The sequence below is a fragment of the Aliivibrio sp. S2TY2 genome (genome assembly GCF_028765525.1).
Lineage (GTDB): Bacteria > Pseudomonadota > Gammaproteobacteria > Enterobacterales > Vibrionaceae > Aliivibrio > Aliivibrio finisterrensis_A.
Genome location: NZ_JARACS010000001.1, coordinates 160,109 through 179,571 on the forward strand (window position 1 = coordinate 160,109; position 19,463 = coordinate 179,571).

16 protein-coding genes are annotated in these 19,463 nt (G+C 38.4%); 6 read left to right on the forward strand and 10 right to left on the reverse strand.

Annotation, left to right across the window (positions count from 1 at the left end; genetic code table 11):
* Window positions 1–149: 149 nt before the first annotated feature.
* The 3 genes from nhaA to fabV all read left to right on the forward strand — a co-directional run bounded on the left by nhaA (window position 150) and on the right by fabV (window position 3,255).
* A complete protein-coding gene (gene nhaA, locus PVK63_RS00695) occupies window positions 150–1,301 on the forward strand; it encodes a Na+/H+ antiporter NhaA (protein WP_130043181.1) in 1,152 nt (383 codons plus the stop codon).
* Window positions 1,302–1,794: 493 nt separating this feature from the next.
* Complete coding sequence (locus PVK63_RS00700) at window positions 1,795–2,031, forward strand: hypothetical protein (protein WP_130043182.1); 237 nt, start codon at window positions 1,795–1,797, stop codon at window positions 2,029–2,031.
* A 21-nt stretch (window positions 2,032–2,052) separates the two neighbouring features.
* The gene (gene fabV / locus PVK63_RS00705; RefSeq protein WP_130086650.1) at window positions 2,053–3,255 is read left to right on the forward strand and encodes an enoyl-ACP reductase FabV; all 1,203 of its coding nucleotides are present in this window, start codon (window positions 2,053–2,055) and stop codon (window positions 3,253–3,255) included.
* Window positions 3,256–3,357: 102 nt separating this feature from the next.
* Here fabV and PVK63_RS00710 read toward each other — a convergent pair whose 3' ends face one another.
* The 7 genes from PVK63_RS00710 to PVK63_RS00740 form a co-directional block, all read right to left on the reverse strand.
* The gene (locus tag PVK63_RS00710; protein WP_130043184.1) at window positions 3,358–5,040 is read right to left on the reverse strand and encodes an aspartate:alanine antiporter; all 1,683 of its coding nucleotides are present in this window, start codon (window positions 5,038–5,040) and stop codon (window positions 3,358–3,360) included.
* Between the two features lie 146 nt (window positions 5,041–5,186).
* Window positions 5,187–5,450, reverse strand: coding sequence for a GrxA family glutaredoxin (locus tag PVK63_RS00715; protein ID WP_130043185.1), 264 nt, complete (start codon window positions 5,448–5,450; stop codon window positions 5,187–5,189).
* Window positions 5,451–5,686: 236 nt separating this feature from the next.
* The gene (locus tag PVK63_RS00720) at window positions 5,687–6,544 is read right to left on the reverse strand and encodes a MurR/RpiR family transcriptional regulator (protein ID WP_130043186.1); all 858 of its coding nucleotides are present in this window, start codon (window positions 6,542–6,544) and stop codon (window positions 5,687–5,689) included.
* 328 nt (window positions 6,545–6,872) lie between these two features.
* Window positions 6,873–8,525, reverse strand: coding sequence for a pyridoxal-dependent aspartate 1-decarboxylase PanP (panP, locus tag PVK63_RS00725; protein ID WP_130086651.1), 1,653 nt, complete (start codon window positions 8,523–8,525; stop codon window positions 6,873–6,875).
* A 175-nt stretch (window positions 8,526–8,700) separates the two neighbouring features.
* The gene (locus PVK63_RS00730; RefSeq protein ID WP_130043188.1) at window positions 8,701–9,213 is read right to left on the reverse strand and encodes a hypothetical protein; all 513 of its coding nucleotides are present in this window, start codon (window positions 9,211–9,213) and stop codon (window positions 8,701–8,703) included.
* 110 nt (window positions 9,214–9,323) lie between these two features.
* Window positions 9,324–10,223: a lysine exporter LysO family protein gene (locus PVK63_RS00735; protein ID WP_130086652.1), complete on the reverse strand. Its 900-nt coding sequence runs from the start codon at window positions 10,221–10,223 to the stop codon at window positions 9,324–9,326.
* An 88-nt stretch (window positions 10,224–10,311) separates the two neighbouring features.
* Window positions 10,312–11,238 (reverse strand): HDOD domain-containing protein, encoded by a 927-nt coding sequence (locus PVK63_RS00740; RefSeq protein ID WP_130086653.1) that lies wholly within the window; start codon window positions 11,236–11,238, stop codon window positions 10,312–10,314.
* Window positions 11,239–11,623: 385 nt separating this feature from the next.
* Here PVK63_RS00740 and PVK63_RS00745 point away from each other — a divergent pair, with 385 nt between their 5' ends.
* Window positions 11,624–12,253 carry a TfoX/Sxy family DNA transformation protein gene (locus PVK63_RS00745; protein ID WP_130049051.1) on the forward strand — a complete coding sequence of 210 codons (630 nt, stop codon included), beginning with the start codon at window positions 11,624–11,626 and terminating at the stop codon, window positions 12,251–12,253.
* Between the two features lie 134 nt (window positions 12,254–12,387).
* On the opposite strand, the gene PVK63_RS00750 is transcribed toward PVK63_RS00745, so the two are convergent.
* Window positions 12,388–12,936 carry a hypothetical protein gene (locus PVK63_RS00750; RefSeq protein WP_207215662.1) on the reverse strand — a complete coding sequence of 183 codons (549 nt, stop codon included), beginning with the start codon at window positions 12,934–12,936 and terminating at the stop codon, window positions 12,388–12,390.
* 270 nt (window positions 12,937–13,206) lie between these two features.
* Here PVK63_RS00750 and PVK63_RS00755 point away from each other — a divergent pair, with 270 nt between their 5' ends.
* Window positions 13,207–14,508: a DUF945 family protein gene (locus PVK63_RS00755; protein WP_130086655.1), complete on the forward strand. Its 1,302-nt coding sequence runs from the start codon at window positions 13,207–13,209 to the stop codon at window positions 14,506–14,508.
* 186 nt (window positions 14,509–14,694) lie between these two features.
* Window positions 14,695–15,777 carry a 3-phosphoserine/phosphohydroxythreonine transaminase gene (gene serC, locus PVK63_RS00760; RefSeq protein WP_130086656.1) on the forward strand — a complete coding sequence of 361 codons (1,083 nt, stop codon included), beginning with the start codon at window positions 14,695–14,697 and terminating at the stop codon, window positions 15,775–15,777.
* 98 nt (window positions 15,778–15,875) lie between these two features.
* On the opposite strand, the gene cydC is transcribed toward serC, so the two are convergent.
* Together cydC and cydD are read right to left on the reverse strand one after the other, a co-directional pair.
* Entirely contained in the window at window positions 15,876–17,597 is a 1,722-nt protein-coding gene (gene cydC, locus PVK63_RS00765) for a heme ABC transporter ATP-binding protein/permease CydC (protein ID WP_130086657.1), read from the reverse strand.
* Complete coding sequence (cydD, locus tag PVK63_RS00770; RefSeq protein WP_130086658.1) at window positions 17,590–19,362, reverse strand: heme ABC transporter permease/ATP-binding protein CydD; 1,773 nt, start codon at window positions 19,360–19,362, stop codon at window positions 17,590–17,592. Before cydD ends, cydC begins: the two co-directional genes overlap by 8 nt.
* Window positions 19,363–19,463 lie beyond the last annotated feature (101 nt).

Genomic DNA, 19,463 nt, shown 5'->3' on the forward strand with positions numbered 1-19,463 from the left:
TCGTTGCGAATAAAACATAGTATAACAGCTAACACATCGGTTTTTCCGAGCTTTTATCTCTGAAGAAGCGATTATTCTTGATCTAGAACAACGGGTAGACTTTTCTCTTCGTTTTTCAAAAACTAATTTTTATAAGTAAAGGACATCTTATGAGTGATGTTATTAAGAATTTTTTCAAACTAGAATCTGCCGGCGGGATTCTATTAGTCATTGCAGCAGCGATTGCGATGATGGTTGCTAACTCTTCTTTAGCGCCAATGTACGACACGTTTTTACATTCTTACGTTGGTGGTATGTCTGTATCACATTGGATTAATGATGGCTTAATGGCTGTTTTCTTCCTTTTGATTGGCTTAGAAGTAAAGCGTGAGTTACTTGAAGGTGCGTTAAAGTCAAAAGAAACAGCAATATTCCCTGCGATTGCCGCGGTTGGTGGCATGCTTGCTCCTGCGCTTGTTTACGTAGCTTTTAATATCGGTGACCCTGAAGCGTTATCTGGTTGGGCTATTCCTGCTGCAACGGACATTGCTTTTGCTTTAGGTATTATGGCACTGCTTGGTAACCGTGTTCCTGTGAGTTTAAAGGTGTTCTTACTTGCTCTTGCGATCATCGATGACCTTGGCGTTGTTGTTATTATTGCTTTCTTCTACACCAGTGATCTTTCAGTACTTGCATTGATTATCGGTTTTGTTATGACAGGGGTCCTGTTCTTACTTAATGCGAAACATGTGTCTAAAATTCGTTGGTACTTATTGGTTGGTTTTATCTTATGGGTAAGCGTACTTCAATCAGGTGTTCATGCGACGTTAGCGGGTGTGGTACTTGGTTTTGCTATCCCACTGAAAGGCAATAAAGGTGAGCGTTCTCCATTGAAACATATGGAACATGCACTTCATCCTTATGTGGCATTCTTGATTTTGCCAATATTTGCTTTTGCCAATGCTGGTATTTCATTAGAAGGTGTATCACTTGACAGCCTAAGCACAACGTTACCATTGGGTGTTGCATTCGGTCTGCTTATTGGTAAGCCACTTGGTATCTTTAGCTTCAGTTATATTGCGGTTAAATCAGGTGTAGCGAAACTACCAACTGGCGTAAATATGATACATATCTTCGCGGTATCGGTGTTATGTGGTATTGGTTTTACTATGTCAATCTTCATCTCATCGCTTGCATTTGGTAGCGCATACCCTGAGTTTGATAAGTTAGCTCGTTTAGGTATCTTAATGGGCTCTACTTTAGCTGCAGTGATTGGTTATATTTTATTAAGTGTTTCACTGCCTAAAAAAGCCAAAGCATAAAAGCAGAATTAACGTTTAAAAATAAGAACACCTCGCATTATGCGGGGTGTTTTTTTATCTAGAACATAATACCAATCGTAGTAAATAACTGAACATCCTAGCTAGTTAAAACGCTCGATAACTTCGTTGGGATTTTTGATTGTAGAATAACTACTTATCAAAACTATTTATTGAAAAGTGCCGCCTTGTTCTCAAGCCTTTTTCCTTCGCTATTTCTGGTCACTTACTTACTGTGATTGGTATAAACAAAAAAAAAGCCCAAACAAAAAATTGAATGGGCAAAAAGGAATATAAGGAATTATGAAAAAGCTATAGTTGATAAGATAAAATTTGGCGGCCTGCTAAATTTCAGTTGTTTATTATCAACGGGTACTAATTGAGACTTACGATAATTTGTTTAGTTCAAAAAAAATTCGTTTTTTTCATTTATTTTTTGAATAGCGAGATTTTAATCTTTCTAATAAAGAAAAACCCACTATCGATAAGCGCCAAAATGGCAGATAGTGGGTTACTTGAATTAATCAAGAAAAAGCAGTGGAATTATGAACATAAATTCAGACTCTCACTTATTGAGAAAGTTCAAAATAAAATTCAAATAGAGAGAAAAAGTGAAGATACTTCCATTTTTTTCTCTAAAATTGGCGGCACACATCCAACCACTCACTATTTTGACGAAAATTGTCATAAATCGGATGCGAACTGGATAAGAACCTTTTATCCTAGAAGGTAATTATTAAAAGGAAAGTTGAACATGATCATCAAACCTAGAATTCGTGGATTCATTTGTACAACCACTCACCCAATTGGTTGTGAGCAAAACGTGAAAGAACAAATTGCCCTAACTAAAGCGCAAGGCCCAATTGCTAACGCACCTAAACGTGTTTTAGTTGTTGGCTCTTCAAGTGGCTATGGTCTTTCTTCTCGTATTACAGCTGCTTTTGGTGGTGGTGCATCAACAATTGGTGTTTTCTTTGAGAAAGCAGCCACTGAGAAGAAACCAGGTACTGCAGGTTGGTACAACTCAGCGGCATTTGATAAGTTTGCTAAAGAAGAAGGCCTATACTCTAAGAGTTTAAATGGCGATGCGTTCTCTAACGAAGCAAAACAGAAAACAATCGACTTAATTAAAGAAGATTTGGGCCAGATTGATATGGTGGTTTACTCTCTGGCTTCTCCAGTGCGTAAAATGCCAGAAACAGGTGAAGTTATTCGTTCTTCACTAAAACCTATTGGTGAGACGTACACAGCGACGGCTGTTGATACCAATAAAGATGCGATCATTGAAGCATCAGTTGAGCCTGCTACAGAACAAGAAATCCAAGACACAGTTACCGTAATGGGTGGCGAGGATTGGGAACTGTGGATGAGCGCATTATCTGAAGCGGGTGTTTTAGCTGATGGTTGTAAAACAGTTGCGTATAGCTACATCGGTACTGAGTTAACGTGGCCTATCTACTGGGACGGCGCGCTAGGTAAAGCGAAGATGGATCTAGATCGTGCAGCGGCAGCGCTAAACGAAAAACTTTCAGCGACAGGTGGTACGGCAAACGTTGCTGTTCTTAAGTCAGTAGTGACTCAAGCAAGTTCTGCGATCCCTGTTATGCCTCTTTATATCGCAATGGTATTTAAGAAGATGCGTGAAGAAGGCGTACATGAAGGTTGCCAAGAGCAAATTTTACGTATGTTTAGCCAACGTTTATACAAAGAAGATGGTTCTGCTCCAGAAGTGGATGATCAAAACCGTCTACGTTTGGATGACTGGGAGCTTCGTGAAGACATTCAAAAGCACTGTCGTGAGCTATGGCCACAAGTAACGACTGAGAACCTAAAAGACTTAACAGACTATGTTGAGTATAAAGAAGAGTTCTTAAAACTGTTCGGCTTTGGTGTTAAAGGTGTTGATTACGACGCTGACGTAAACCCAATGGTTGAGTTTGATGTTGCTGATATCTAATAAATAGCAGACAAAATAAAACCCAGAGTGAGTAATCATTCTGGGTTTTTTATTGCTTATCATTTATTGCAATTTATATATGTTGGTTCTTATATATTAGCGTTATGCTAGCAATATCATGATGGTACCTGCAACGGTCATCAGAATATTCGCAATGGCATAAGTACCGGCATAGCCAAGCGCTGGAATGGTACTGCGAGCGTGCTCGTTAACAACATCCATTGCAGGTCCACAAGTTCGCGCACCTATGATGGCACCAATTAATAATGCGCGGTTCATGTTTAGGATATAAGCCCCAACAAGGTAGGCAAGAATTACGGGAATAACACTGACTATTAATGCCGCGGCTAATACTTTAAGACCATCTTCTGAGAAGTATTCAATAATATTACCACCCGCACTTAGTCCAATACCCACCATGAAAACAAGCAGACCAAGGTTTTTGGTCATGTTTAGCGCCCCTTGAGGTACATAACCAAAGGTAGGGTGGTTTGCTCGTAAGAAGCCTAAAGTGATCCCTGAGATCAATAAGCCAACCGCATTACCTAACCCAAAGGTCACTTGACCAAAGCTCATCGTGATCATACCAAACATGATCCCAAGTATAAAAAAGCTACAGAACGCTAGTAGATCTGATACCTGGCTATGGATGGAGATAAAGCCAATTTTGTCAGCAATATGGTGAACTTTACTTTTCTCACCACTTACCTGAAGGATGTCTCCTTTTGCGAGTACGATATCATGCTCAATTGGCATTTCAATTTGCGCTCGAACCACTCGGTTTAGGAAGCAACCGTATTCAGATAAATTTAATTCAGATAGGCGCTTGCCCGCAATATTGTCATTTTTTACCACTATCTCTTCTTCAGCAATACGCAAATCTAATAGGTTGCGATCAAATACTTCTTTGCCGTTTCTGAAACTAGGATCAAGACGAGCATGGCTGTCTGGATAACCAACAAGAGCGATTTCGTCACTTTGCTGCAAAATATAATCGCCATCTGGGTTCGCAAGAATACCATTACGACGAATGCGCTCAATGTGACAGCCTGTTTGGCGGTGAATGCCTAGCTCACGTAAGTTTTTACCATCTGTCCAGTCGATGAGTTCTTGGCCAACACGATAAGCACGAATAATAGGGAGATAAACTTTTCGTTGACCAGCGCTGCCTATTCCTCGTTCTTGAGCAATTTGCATTGCACTGTCTTGTAGATTTTGCTTTTGCAATTGAGGCAGTAAACGAGCCAATAAAATTAAGCTAGTTAAGCCAATTAAATAAGAAAAGGCATAACCAACGCTTAGGTTATCAATTACTTTACTGAACTCTACGCCTTCAGGAAGCGAGGCTAAACCAGAATTCAACGCATCTTTAGCGCCCACTAATACTGGAGTAGCGGTAAGCGCTCCTGCCATCATACCTGTCGAAAGACCGTAATCCAGTTCGAAGTAATGACCCGTTAAAAAGCTGAGCCCGACAGCAGAGGTTAATACAACCAATACTAATAATAGGTAGTGTTTACCATCACGTAGGAAGATACCAAAGAAGTTTGGCCCAGCTTCAATACCTACGCAAAAAATAAATAACATGAACCCGATATTGAGAGAGTCTGCACTAAAAGTATAGCCAAGACTTCCCATAAAGAGGGCGGTGATAAGAACACCAATAGAACTGCCTAATTGAAAGCTACCGATTTTAACTTTAGCGATAAATAAGCCGAGTGCGAGAACAACGAATAAAAGTAAGATATCGTTTTGCGATAACAAGGTCGCAACATCAATGTTCACTGTATTTTGCCTGAAATATTGAAGAAGAAAGTGTGATGCAAGTCTAACTTAAAAATGGCGAATGTATAACCATATTTATAAAGAAAATGAAAAAAAAATCACCGCTAAAGAGCGGTGATTGAAAGTTCATTCGGCTAGGTTATCTATTAATCAAATAGACCTAGTTTTTCTTTTGCATATGCTTCAAATTCAGTACAGCCACCAATGTGCTCTTGGTCGATAAAAATTTGTGGAACAGTATCCACTGGCTTACCTACTGTCTTTTCTAAATCTGCTTTAGAAATACCTTCAGCGTGAATATCAACATAGCGATAGTTAAAATCGTCACGTTTTTCTTTTAGTGTATCAGCGTGCTCTTTTGCACGAACACAGAATGGGCAACCAGGACGACCAAAAATAACAACAAACATAGTGTTAACTCCAAAAAAATTAGTAACGTATGCGTAATACTCGCAATCAATAAGTACACTATGCCTGTTGATTTAAACAAAGTAAAGATGGTTTTACCTCTTTAATTGATAGGTGGTGCCTATTAATTTTGACTTTTTTGTATACAGAAAAACGACTGAGATTAATTAGATTTATAAAAAAAGAACCGACAATAGAGTCAGTTCTTATAATAAAACTAGAGCCTGAAAAATTAAGACTAGTGTGAAATGTTGTCTTTTTTATAACGAGAATCTTTTAATGCGTCTTTAACACGCTTTAAGTTATCTCTAAAACCAGCGCCGCGACGAAGGGTAAAGCCTGTTGCTAATACATCGATAACCGTCATTTGTACTACACGGCTCGCCATTGGCATATATACATCGGTATCTTCGGGAACATCTAAGCAAATGGCTAAGGATGCCATTTTTTCAAGAGGAGAGTCTTTTGCTGTAATAGCAATAACTGTAGCGCCATTAGATTTAGCTAGTTCAGCAATCTCGACCAGGCTTTTGGTGCGACCGGTGTGTGAGATAAGAACGACTACGTCATTTTCAGTACTGTTAATACAGCTCATGCGTTGCATTACAATATCATCGAAACAGGTAATTGGAATATTGAAGCGGAAGAATTTATTCATCGCATCATGAGCGACAGAAGCCGATGCACCGAGACCGAAGAAAGAGATTTTTTTTGCTTGAGTTAATAAATCAACAGCACGGTTTACTTGCATTGGATCTAGACTGTTTTTTGCAACATCTAAACAAGCCATTGTTGATTCAAAAATCTTATGAGTATAGGCATCAGGGCCGTCGTTTTCTTCAACATTACGGTTCACGTAAGGCGTACCATTCGCCAAACTTTGAGCTAAATGCAGTTTAAAATCAGGAAATCCTTTAGTGTCCAAGCGGCGACAAAAACGGTTAACGGTAGGCTCACTTACATCTGCCATTTTTGCTAATGTAGCAATGCTAGAGTGAATGGCGGTTTGCGGTGATGCCATGATAACTTCAGCAACTTTGCGTTCTGATTTACTGAAGTTATCTAAATTATTCTGTATTTTTTCAATCGTATTCATAGTCGCTCTTCTTACATCCTACCCTTGGTATAACCTTAGCCAGAATAGTGAGTATTCTGGTTAAGGCTATAACGCTGTTATCTATATTTAGTATATACGTTTGTATTGTTTGCCTCTAACAAATGACGAAGTTGAGTGTATTTTTATAACAATAGTATGACAGATCTCTAAAAAAACTTTCAATTTAGAAAGTCTATTTGAGTGATTAGATATCATTAATGCCAAATAATGCGGTTTTTTGTGATTAAATTTCAAATTTGAAGGAAAATAATTACAAAAAAGGCGACTTTATGTGGATAAAGTCGCCTTTGAATTTCAAGCTATATTATTAGTTAGCGCGAGATAAAATTGAGTCTGTTAAGGCAAGTAGTTGAGGTTGTGAGATCTCACTACTGTTAGCGATTTCTCTTTGCTCAATAAGTACACTTTGTAAAATTTCTTTTGTGGTTAACGGGTTGGCAAGAACAACTCTAAACACAATCGTAGGGTTATATTGATAAGCCTCTGGAGTCAATCGTGTTCGAGAAACAAAAGATTTCCCAGTCTCGCGTTGCGTCTTTTGGATGTACTTTGTTAAATTATCCAAGTGTTCATAGATGTCAGCTCTTTCAGTATCGTTAGCTAAGCGTAATGCTTGTTTTACTTTTGATGGAACATAACGATAAGTCAGTAAACAAAGCTCAGGCTCTGTTACGATCTCAAAATCGTCTTGTTGTTGGATCAACTCAGAGAAATATTTTGCTTTTTCTATACTTTGGTTAATTAATAGTTCGTAACCCGGGCGGCTAATAACGTTGAAGCAAGAGTACAACAGCATCGCCATTCCGCTACGAGAGCCTTCAAGCGTATGTCGGCCTAGATCTTTTGAGCCTTTTCGTAAGATGTACTCAGCATGATGTTGAATAGAAGACATGAGTTCTGGATCTTTAAAGATAACCATACCTGCTCCCATTGGAACATAAAGTTGCTTATGCGCATCAATCGTTACTGAATCCGCTAAATCAATACCATCCAATAGGTGACGATAGGTATTTGACATTAATGTTGCACCACCCCAAGCGGCGTCGACGTGGAAATGACATGCCTCTTTTTGAGCAATTTTTGCAAGTTGGCGTAGTGGATCAATGGTGCCAGTTTCTGTGGTTCCAGCAACACCAATAATCGCCAATGGTTTAATGTTTTTCTCTTTTGCGGCAGCAATTTTTAACTGTAAGTCATCTAAGCAAATACGATTGTTATTGTCGGTTTTGACCGCAATGACACCATCTTGACCAATACCTAGAACGTCAGCGGCTTTTTTGACTGAGTAATGACCTCGCTCAGAAACGAAAATGGCAAGGCCATTGCATTTGTAATGAGTAAGGGCAGCAAATAAGCCTTGTTTAGCGATGCCTTCAAAATCACCATCTGGTTTAAATAGTCGATTTCTTGCGACCCAGAGTGCGGTAATATTTGCAATGGTTCCACCAGAACAGAATGCACCTAAGGAGTGATCTGCACTGTGCATCCAGTGTTGGTAAAATGCATCTTTCTCCCCATAAATAAGGCGGTGTAAGATCCCAAGGACTTGACGCTCTAGTGGAGTGAATGCTTTGGATGTTTCAATTTTAACCAAGTTTTGATTTAGAGCGATCATGATTTTAGACAACGGCATTAAGAAATAAGGCAATGCCGAGGTCATATGACCGATAAAACTTGGCGCAGAAGTATGAACGGATTGAGATACAAGGTTATCTAATAAGTGCTCGGTATGTTCAGAAACATAAGTAGGCGTTTCTGGCATTGAAGAGTCAGTAAAATCTTTTTCGATTTCAGTTAGAGGCTTCTCTTCTGCAACTATATGTTCTCGTAAGAATTGATTCAGGTTTTGAGAGAGTTCTTGCTCAATTTTTCCAAGAGTCGAATCGGGCGCTTCCGGAACAGTAAAAATTCGCAGCATGCTTTCTAAATTGGCATCCGCTGTCTTGTTGTCTGTTACCATGGTATCTGTTCTATTCTGTTGGTGATTAAAAAAGCAAAGTTGCGTTCTCTTTGCCCATGACTAAGGGCACAATTTAGAACAAAATAAGAAAAATGTCTTGTCTAAATGTGCCACATGGACTTATGAGGGCATAAATTGTTATAAAACTAAGCGCTTTGTTGAATTAATAAACAAATTATTTGCAGCTAATATCGCTGATTTGAGTGATTGTTTTATTATAGGCTTTTAGCGGAGCATCAATTTCTTTTGGGTGGCTAAGAATGTCTGCAAAAGCAGAGCGCAATTCATAGTTTTGTTTATGTGGCGGTGCTTGGCGATCGTCAAAGGTGATTTTTGCGACTTTGCCTAATGCATCATCGTTCATGGAAAGTGACTTTATTTCTTTTTGGTCAAGTTGTAGCCATGATTCGATAGATTGATTTGTTTTTACTTTTGAAGGGTCATTCTTTAAATAAAAGTCTACCGCTGCACGATTTAATTCAAAATGATGTTTACGGCCTTTTAGAAACCAGTCGCCAACACTTTCTAAATTTGGATCTTTTTTAACTGTAATAGCAATTAGCTCTTCATACCAAGTTAAAGAGGCATCAACATATTGGCTGTATTTGTCACTTAAACATTCAGTATTAGCTGCTTGAGCAGAGGTAGCTAGTAAAGCGAAAGGTAAAATGAGCGCGGCAAGTTTCATTACAAATCCTTAAGAATGAATCGTTATTATTAATTTTGAATTGTAGGGAGAGTGACATTAAAAGCAATTGAAACAACTCACAATGTGACGCTTCCCTACTATTTTATATATTATAGAGAAACAAAAAATAACATTAAAAACGGAACCAATAGACTTAAAATAAACCCACTCACTATTGCAATAGGAACACAGCGTATGCCTCCACAATTTTGAATTACCGGCAGAGTGAAGTCCATTGCTGTTGCTCCCGCATAACCAATAGAAGTGACTGGGTAGCGATGAATCAAGGTTGGAATCAATAATAGAGCGACTAATTCTCGCATTAACTCATTTAAGAAGGCAGCACCACCATAGACTGGTCCTAATGCATCACCCATTAAAATACCTGCCAGAGAATACCATCCGAATCCTGACGCCATTGCTAAACCATGCTGCAAAGGAATATCTAAAATAAGCGCAGCAATAAGTCCCCCAATTAAGGATGTAGTGAGGATCACCAACGCAATGATTATCCCATGTTTATTAAGTAGTATTTGACGAAGTGATAGTCCACTGTTTCGAAGTTGAATACCAATTAAAAAAAGTAAGATTAGTAGAATTAATTCGCTGGCTTCCTCTACCCAAGATAAATCAATACCACTGATTAAACCAAAGAGCAGGCCAGCCGCAACGGCAAGCAATAGCTTGGCTGACTCTAAGATCATTTTAAATAAAGGTAGCGTGTTTTTATTTCCCTCAGAGTTGAGCGGAAAAAGTTTATCCATTATTGGTAATATGGCTAGGTTACATACACTAATACAGATAAAAAATGCAGTGGTTATCGTCAATATTTGATTTAAGTTTTGTGCTAAATTATCAAGTGCAGCGAGGCTTAACCCCATAAGAGCAAGTATAATCGTAACTAAATGACTGGTAGCAGCATTAATATATTGAAGAGGTTGTTTCTTGTGTAATGGGATTAAATAACCAAAAAGCAGTGGTAAAAAAACAAATAACATTCCAGAAAGCATGATCTAAACCTCATCCATGAAGAAGCCTTGAGAATATCAAGGCTTTTTAACGACATCAATATAAGTTAGTTGTTTTGATGTAATTAAATTACAAACCGCTACTTCTTAATGTTTCTTTGATTCTATCTTTAAATTGACTATCGGTCAGGTTACTGAGTGTGTAGAGGGCTTCTGCACCTTCTAATGTAATTTCAACGTCATGATCGTCAATGGCGTCATCTTTGTTTCTAAACATCAAAAGGTGACTCGCAATACGAGCAATGTCTAAGTAATTAATAGGATAACTAGAGTCGGAGGATTTTTCTTCGTTAGTTGCCACAGATAAAAAATCACCATCAAACTGCCAATGATTGAGTACATGATAGCTGGTGTCATTACACTCTTTATTAAAGATATAGACTGCTAATTCAAGATCTAGATAATTGCCATTTTCAAGATAGTCATAGTATTGATTAACAAGACAAAATAAACCGATATCTGCAAGTAACCCGGTCAAGAGTGCTTTTTCTGGCTCAAGGTAATCAAGCGAGTCATCTTCAGACGCTTTTGTTATCTCTTCACATACCATCGTCATTACTGCCGCAAATTCACGAGAGCGAGCTGCACTTTTACGTAATAGAGAGTTACATTCTTTATTCAGATCACTTGAGTGCTTTAATTGTTCAATAGCTTGTGCCGTTACAATATCACGCACGCGAAAAATACCGAGACGTGAAACTGCCGTTAATACATCGGTACAAGTAATATTTCGTCGATTAAAGACCACTGAGTTCGCCATTCTAATAACAATGGCAGTGAGACTCGGGTCTTCTAATAGAGTATCTGAGACATCTTTAATTAATGTGCCTTCAAGGGTACATAGCTTTTGGATTTTAAGAACAACATCAGGGATTGGTGGTAACTGGATATCACCTGATGAAATGCGTTGAGATGCCATTTGGCTAAATTCAGTTCTTAAAGCTGCCAGTACCTTTTCTTTATCATGAGATAACCAAAAAAAGGATAGATGATTCATTGTTAATTCATATCTTTGAGTAATACCTGAATGATACAGGATTTTTATCGTTTCTAAAAAAAAACTCAATAAAATGGGATCATTTGCTAAGAAGTAGGCATGAAGTAAAAACAAAAAGGGGTTTAGTGTTATTACGAAAAGATAAATAAGTTACATTATATAACTAAAGTGAATGATTAATGTGAGCGCTGTCAATGAAACACTAGGCAATAATATGAGACTATAATGTGATATCGGCCTGAAAGAAAACTTACTTTGTTTCATAAATTAAAGCTCCAATGTGTGATCGTAATAATAAAAAACACAGTAAATTCATGGCTTATAAGAAAAATAATAGATAAATTTAAGTTGTATGTTTAATATTCAGTTGCTTGGTGTCAAATTTATGACAGGGACGGGGGTCGCTAAGTTTAAGATCAAGGAGATCGAAATGAACCATTTAGAGGAACGCTTTTTTAACTTTGTAAAAAAACTAGGTCGATTCAATAAACGCTCAATGTTCGGTGGTGTTGGCTTATTCACTGATGATGCTATGTTTTCACTTGTCACAGAAGGGCGCTTGTATGTTCGTGGTGGTGGTGAGGTTGATAACACATTTGAGAAACTAGGCTGTGAGCGTTTTAAGCATGTAAAGAAAACCACTATTGCGACTGTTAATTATTTTGATGTTAGTGATTTATTTGAGAAGAACTCTGCTTTGTTGATGGAGATTATTCAAGAAACTATGGAAAATTCACGACTTGAACGAGAGTTTAAGAAGTCAAAAGAAAATCGTCGTTTACGTGATCTGCCTAATATGCAATTAACGCTAGAAAGAATGGTAAAAAAAGCGGGTGTTCCTGATGTAAGCTCATTTTTTGAAATTGGTGCTGTTGATGTATTTAAAAAAGTAAATACAACTTATGGCGGTGACGTAGATGTAAAACTATTATGGAAATTTGCAGGTGCAGAATCAGGGGTGCACTGGACGTTACTTCAAGAACCAATGAAAAAAGCATTATTACAACAGGTTTAATGTTCGTTTGGGAAGTCGTTAGATTAGATAGTTTAGTTAGAGTTATAGTCTGCTATATAAAAAAACCTCGTTATCCATTCAGTATGAAGGTATAACGAGGTTTTTTTGCTTTAAATTTTAGTGCTAATATTAAATTAGTATTTAAAGCGTGCAGTTAGCATCACTTGGTCGCCATAAATGCCGTTAAAACGACCCTCAGCACCAATTGAAAATAGCTCTGTTGAGTGGAAGCGGCCGTACACTGAGAATAACGTATCGTCGTTATTATCAATTGACAAATAGCCTACTTTACCACCCACTTCTAGTTGAGGACCTAACCATTGGCGTACGCCTAAGTTAAGTTCCATACCAGTATCATTTTTGTAATGTTTGTTATCATCAACAACGCGAAGTAGCATTTCACCAGTAATGTCAGCCCAGTTATTTACTGGCGCGTGAAAACCAAGTCCAGTTGCTAAATCGTAATCGCCATCTAATTCAGAGTCGATTGAAATAATTGCGTGTGCATTAGGATGAATTGATGTGCTTAAACCAGCACCAAATGTTGAAGGGCTAAATCCAATGCGAGCTTCAACATAGTCGTAGCTAAAGTTACTCATGATGGCATTGTTTGGATCATTATCTGCAGCCATTGATGTTGCTGAGATGAACATTAAGCTTGAAGCTAAAAGTGTCTTACGGATCATGATATTTGAAACCTATCAAATTAGTGCTGTAACCAAAAAGTATTCTAAATACTAACAGAAATGACTATTTTTGCTAGAGTAGGAATATATAAAATTTGGAGTTACTGCAAGAGTCAAAAAATTAACGTAGTGCTTATTACTGTATAGTTAAGCAAAATATACGCCATATTTATAATATAAGGCTCTAGTTTATTTTGTTAAATAGAACTGTATTGCGCTCTGTGGGTTAGGTACACTGTTTGAAATGGATAAAACTTGGATAACAATATGAATGAATTAAAAAAATACGCTGCAATTGGTGGTGCTGTAGTGCTTGTTGCTTGCTGGCCATTTGCGACAGGGAAGATTGGAGAGGCGATTTTTAAAGATGGTATTGCTTCGTATCACAACGCTATCATTGAGGTTGAATCTGTATCTTATGATAGAGGCTACCTTAGCTCTCAAGCACAAAGCCGTATTCATGTTATAGATCAAGGTTTAAGTCAAGAGTTAGAGCACGCGGGTTACCCAACTGAAATTTTAGTTAATCATGATATTTCTCATGGTTTATTTTCGGTTTCTTCAGTTTCTAAATTTGTAAGTACGGGAGATACTTCTGAATTTATTCAAGGGCTAACACTGACAACAGACAGTAAGCTAACCGGCACCACAGATTTATTACTGACAAGCAAAGATACGAATTTTGCTACTGCGGATTTACAAGCTCAAGGGGTTGAAAAGCTATTCTTAGCTGCGGCGGAATTATCTGCGACGATTGAGAAAGATGGGCAATTCTCTCTGACATACCAATTACCTAAAACAGAACTGCGTTTAGATAACCAATCTGCAATGATAGTTGATAATGTCGCTGGTCAAAGTGTTGGTCATTATATAGATGATATTTTTATTGGTGAAGCGGACATTGCTTTAGATAAATTGACGCTAAGTGATACTCAAAGCAATAGCCATAATGAGATTAAAGGGCTGAAATACACGAGTGTAAATCAGTTAACTGAAGTAAAAGATAAAGCAGAAGAAAATAGCTTTACTACTCAAAATCGATTGATTTTAGAAGAGGCGCTGACGGATGCTGGCGTAGTGAAGAATGGTGTTTTTGATATTAGTTTCGAAAACCTAAATTATGATGGTTTAAAAGCGTTAATTCCACTGCTTCAAGAGCAAGAATTGACCAATGAGAATGTTGAGAAGTTACTCCTGTCGTTTGACTTACTTGCAGCGAAAGGGTTTAACGTTAATATTAATGAATTCAGTGCTGAAGTACTTGGTAGTAAATTAAACAGTAATGTTTTGCTTACGTTACCAGCAGGTACGGCGAGAGCATCACAAAACGCTGATCAGTTAATTAAAACAGTAACAGGCTCTACTGAATTAGTCATAGCTAAAAAGTTAGTGGATGAAACACCAGAACTTCGCATGCAAATGGATGAGTTACTTATTAATGAATTTGCCGTTGAAGACGGTGATAATTATCGATTAGCTGCGACTATTTCTGATGGCCAGATCGAATTACTGAATGGTCAGAAAATGCCATTATTTATGTTGTTGGGTTTTTTAAGTTATCTACAGTAACCTAAAAGCATAGAGATAAAATAGCTTACCTTGGTGAGCTATTTTTTTGTTTGGATTGGTATTATTCGAGCGATTTAGTGAATTAGATCACTTTATGATTTCTTTGTGGAACAAAAGGTGGTATTAATTTCTACATCAATATTTAGAAATTCAATTTATTATAGATAGCAGGAGCCTTCGAGAAACATGGAAAAAGTATTTAACTTTTGTGCTGGTCCAGCAATGCTGCCAGTAGACGTTCTAGCCCAAGCTCAAAAGGAATTGGTGAATTGGAACGGTTTAGGCACTTCAGTGATGGAGATTAGCCACCGCAGCAAAGAGTTTATTAAAGTTGCGGAAGAGTCTGAGCAGGATCTACGTGATTTATTATCAATCCCTGATAATTATAAAGTGCTGTTTTGCCAAGGTGGTGCGCGAGCACAGTTTGCAGCTGTTCCACTAAACTTACTTGATGGTAATACAAAAGCAGATTACGTCGATGCGGGTTATTGGGCGCAAAGTGCGGTAACTGAGGCAAAAAAATATTGTTCACCTAATGTAATCGAAGCCATTATTAATGTTGATGGTAAAAAAGCGGTTCAACCTGCCGCTGAATGGACATTAAGTGATGATGCTGCTTATGTGCATTTTTGTCCAAATGAAACGATTGATGGCATTGAGATTAATGATTTACCAGTAACAGATAAACCAATTGTTGCTGATATGTCGTCTACGATTTTGTCGCGTCAAATTGATGTATCAAAATACGGTGTGATCTACGCTGGTGCACAAAAGAATATTGGCCCTGCTGGTTTAACGATTGTTATTGTCCGTGATGATTTACTGGAATTAGCAGCTGACGCGCTCCCTAGTGTATTAAATTACGGCGTATTGGCGAAACAAGAATCGATGTTCAATACACCTCCAACGTATGCTTGGTACCTTGCTGGTTTAGTTTTTAAATGGCTAAAAGCGAATGGTGGAATTGAAGCGATGGAAGCACATAACCGTAAGAAAGCGGCCGCTTTATACGATTATATTGACCAATCAGACTTCTATCGTAATGATGTTCATGCAGATAATCGTTCTCTAATGAATGTACCATTCCAATTAGCAAATCCTGAGTTAGATGCACAATTTTTGTCGCTGGCAGATGAGGCTGGCTTGAAAGCATTGAAAGGGCATAGAGTAGTAGGTGGAATGCGAGCATCAATTTATAACGCAATGCCATTAGAAGGTGTGCAAGCGTTAGTTGAATTTATGAAGGCGTTTGAGGCAAAACACGCGTAATTTTATTGCTTAAGTTCTTTATAATTAAAAGCCGATACTGTTTGTTCAGTATCGGTTTTTTTATTTTAGTTATATCAGCAAACTGGTGTCAGTATTGTTTAAAAACGTTGCCACAATTGATGGTATGCGCCTTTCAGCGATAGCAGTGTACTGTGTGTGCCTTGCTCTACAATTTCACCGTGGTCCATTAAACAGATATTATCCATTTGCTCAAGGTTCACTAAACGGTGAGTAATAAAGACAACCGTCTTATCTTTAATGTGCTCATTTAAAACTGACATGATTTGTTGTTCTGTTTTCTGATCTAACCCCTCGGTTGGCTCATCCAATAAAACAATAGGAGCATTGTGCAGTAATGCGCGTGCAATACCTACTCGACGGCGCTCACCACCAGAAAGTTGACGGCCACCGTCGCCAAGCCACGTATTTAAGCCTTCGTCAGGAGTAAGATCGTCTAGGCCAACTTTACTTAGTGTCTTAATTAACTCTTCATCGCTTGCGGTATCGTTGGCAAGTAAAAGATTATCTCTTAATGAACCATTAAGAATATCAACACGTTGGCTAACAACCGACATTGCACTACGTAAGCTTGATTCTTTCCACTTAGGTAGTTGAACACCATCAATATAAATTGACCCTGATTTTGGGTCCCATTGACGAGTCAATAATTGAAGAAGGGTTGATTTTCCTGATCCCGTTTGGCCGACAATTGCCATTTTTTGGCCGGCCAGTAAATCTAATGAAATGTGTTTAATCGCATCGGTATCAGCATCTAGGTATTGGTAACTTACATCTGAAATCGTTAAATTACCTTTTATCTCTTGAGTCACGCCATTGTCATCAAAAACAGTATCAGGTTCTGCTGTGATAATTTCATTTAATCGACGAGCAGAGCTTAACGTTTGTCCTAGATATTGAAAAGCACCAGCAATTGGCATCAATAATTCAAAGCTTGCCATCGTTGCAAAGGCAACCATTGCGACCATTGGGTCTGGTGTCATACCGGCAATACCATCGGCAGAGATCCACAACATTAGCAGTAGAGTCCAGCCATTAGCTAAAAGCAATAATCCATTTGCTAAGCCAGTCAACGTTGCCATGTGACGTTGATTTGATAGCAGTGCGACTTGAGCATCTAAAATACGTTGTTGGTATTGCTCTTCAGCACCAAAGATACGCAGTTCAGCGTTACCCTGAAGCCAATCTAAGGTTTTAATTCTTAAGGTGGCTTTATTGTGTGTCAGATCTGCACCGTTTTGTTTACCTAGTTTATAAAACAGGGTTGGCCAGATAAGGAGCAGCGCAAATAAGATAGCACCAAGGGTAAGAGCAATAGTGACATCAAACCACGCAAGAAAAGCGGTTAAGCCAATAATGCCTAATGTACCCACAATTATAGGGCTGATAAGTCGTAGGTAGACATGATCCATCGCATCTACATCTGCTACGAGACGGTTTAATAAGTCGGCATCACGCAGCTTTGAAAAGCGGCCAGGAATGAGTGGTATTAACTTTTTAAAGAAGAAAATACGCAGTTCAGTTAGGAGCTTAAAGGTCGCATTATGGCTTACTACTCGTTCACCCCAGCGTCCTGCTGTTCGACCAATAGAGAAACCACGTACAGCGCCTGCAGGTAACATGTAATTAAAGGTTTCACGAGCGATGGTTAATCCAGCAATCGCTGAGGCTGAAATAAACCAACCAGAAAGCGTTAATAAGCCTATTGATGCAAACAAAGTAGCAAAGCTAAGTAGCATACCTAAAGTTAGGCCGAACCAGTGTTTTTTATATAATTTAATATAAGGCAGTAAATCACGCATCAAGATCACCTTGCTTTGGTTGTTTTGCGGCAAGCATCGTTGCAAATAAGCCGGAGTCTTTAATTTCATCAAATGAGCCAGATTGAACCACTTGGCCTTTATCCATAACTAGCACCGTATCCATTGCGTGCAATTGGTCTAGGCGATGACTGATCATCAGTGTTGTTAATCCTTGAGTTGCTTCGTCTAAGCTTTTCATAACTAGACGTTCACTTTTTGCATCAAGGCTGGCTGTTGGTTCATCTAAAATCCATAAACGACCTTGTTGTAACAGTGCACGAGCTAACGCTAAACGTTGAGCTTGCCCAACAGATAATCCCCCAGAGCGATCTGAAATAGCGTGCTGGTAACCAAGATCATCAATAAATTCATTAGCAAAGGCTTGTTTGCTTGCTAAATCAAGTTGTTCTTGAGTTATTCCTTGTTTACCTAAGGTCATATTCTCTTCAATAGTGCCATGAACTAGGGTTGGGTTTTGACCAACCCAGTTAATATCTTGATACCATTGTTTTTGATTTAGTTCAGACAGTTCAGTGCCATTAATTTTGATGCTACCTTGATAAGGCAAGAAACCCAATATGGCATTAATTAAACTGGTTTTACCTGCGCCGCTTGGGCCAACTAAAGCCGTCTGAGAAGCTTCAAGCAAATGGAAGCTAATAGGGCCTAATAATCTTTTACCATCATGTGTTGTAACGATGAGATCGGTAACTTGAATATCAAGCGTTGTTGAATCAGACACTTTCTTATCACCATTTGTTTGCGTGTTAGTGTCTGTATTTAAGAATTCAACCAGAGATTCTGCGGCACCAATGGCCTGTGCTTTGGCATGATAAAATGTCCCTAAATCTCGTAATGGTTGGTAAAACTCGGGGGCAAGAATAAGGATAAATAAACCAGTAAATAAGGTTACTGTGGTTCCATAATGTCCAAAATCTAACTCACCAATAAAGGTAAAACCAAAGTAGACCGCAACGATAGCAATAGAAATAGAGGTGAAGAACTCCAATACCGCTGACGATAAGAAAGCCAGCCTTAATACTTCCATCGTTCGTTTACGGAAGATCTCAGATGCGCCGTGTAAATGCTCGGTTTCTTGTTTTGTTTTATTGAATAAACGAATGGTCGTCATCGATTGTAGACGATCATAAAAGTGGCCTGATAGGCGTTGCAGTGCTTTAAAGTTACGACGGTTAGCATCTGCCGCTCCCATACCAACGAGCGCCATAAATAAGGGAACTAATGGTGCTGTTAATAAGAACACTAAGCCAGCAGCCCAGTTTTGTGGGAAAACAACAATTAAAATAGTAAAAGGAATTAAAACAGATAAAGACATCTGAGGAAGATAACGAGAGAAAAAGTCCTGCATATCTTCGACTTGTTCAAGCAATAGTGTTGCCCAAGTGCCAGCCGGTCTCCCTTTAATGTAGGCAGGACCTAATTCTTGCAGTTTATCTAATATTAATTGACGAATATGAACGCGAATGTGCTCGCCACAACGATAACCTGCGACTTCACGGCCCCAACTGCAGGCTGCACGAATAGCAACAATAGCAAGAATGGCAACAAAGTGGGGGATAAGTTCATATTTATCAACTTGTTCAATGATAAGTTGATGCAAGATGTCAGCAAGTAATGCCGCTTGTGCTATGAGAAAAAGACTAGAAAGAAAGCCAAGCCCAATAGAGAGGGTTAGCCATTTTTTTGCAAGTTTACTCTGACCTTTGAGCCATTGTCCTAACTCGCGTTGTTGATTTTTATCCATAATATGAAGGCTTACGTTTTGTATTATTTTATCTACGTTACGATTTCTTTTTTAATAATTTGAATATAAGAAACCATATGTACATCAGTAAAATAAGATGA